Raw genomic sequence first — 668 nt, 5'->3', positions numbered from 1 at the left:
TGGAGTGCACCCCATTTCGCCGGACAAGCGGCGGTTGGGTTTAGGCACTGAGCCTGATGAACTCGCGCGGCGAGCGGAACTTTAATCCTGAGTGCGGGTGGACCTCGCAATAATCCTCGATCCAGTCGGGGAGCAAGGCGAGAATGGTGTCGGCATCGGGCAGAATGCTGATGCCGGCGTAGTCGCGTTTTAGCGTTTTGACGAAGGCCTCGGACATACCGTTGGACTCTGGGCTGCGGACCGGCGTGAAGAGGAGCGTCAGGCCGAGGGCCCTTGCGGTGTCCGCGGTATCTTTGGCGATGTAGGCGCTGCCGTTGTCCGACAGCCATTCGACGGCATGCGGAACCTTGGTCGTGCCGAAGCGGCGTTCGACCGCGGCGATCATGAGATCGCGCACCATCTCGCCGGAGATGCCGGCCTGCGCCACGGCCGACCAGGCGATGATCTCGCGGTCGCAGGCATCTAGGACGAAGAGAATGCGCACGACTTCGCGGTTGCGGGCGTGGATCTCCAGATGGTCCGAGCACCAGCGCACGTTCGAGCGCAGCGCGATGACCACGCCGTCATGCGTTCGGCCAGGACGACGCGCCGTGTGGCGCTCCAGCGTCAGGCCGTGATGCTGCATGATGCGTAGCACCCGTTTGGCATTGACTGTCGGGCGCCCCTCA

At 64.1% G+C, this 668-nt stretch carries 1 protein-coding gene; it reads right to left on the bottom strand.

Annotated features, from left to right (window positions below):
• Positions 1 to 40: 40 nt before the first annotated feature.
• On the bottom strand, positions 41 to 668 hold a 628-nt coding region (locus tag GTW51_RS23390), incomplete at its 5' end, for a DDE-type integrase/transposase/recombinase (protein WP_163046413.1).

The sequence above is a fragment of the Aurantimonas aggregata genome (assembly GCF_010500835.1).
Taxonomy (GTDB): Bacteria; Pseudomonadota; Alphaproteobacteria; order Rhizobiales; family Rhizobiaceae; genus Aurantimonas; species Aurantimonas aggregata.
Note: the sequence above shows the minus strand (reverse complement) of the source record. Positions and strands in the feature narration are given on the sequence as shown.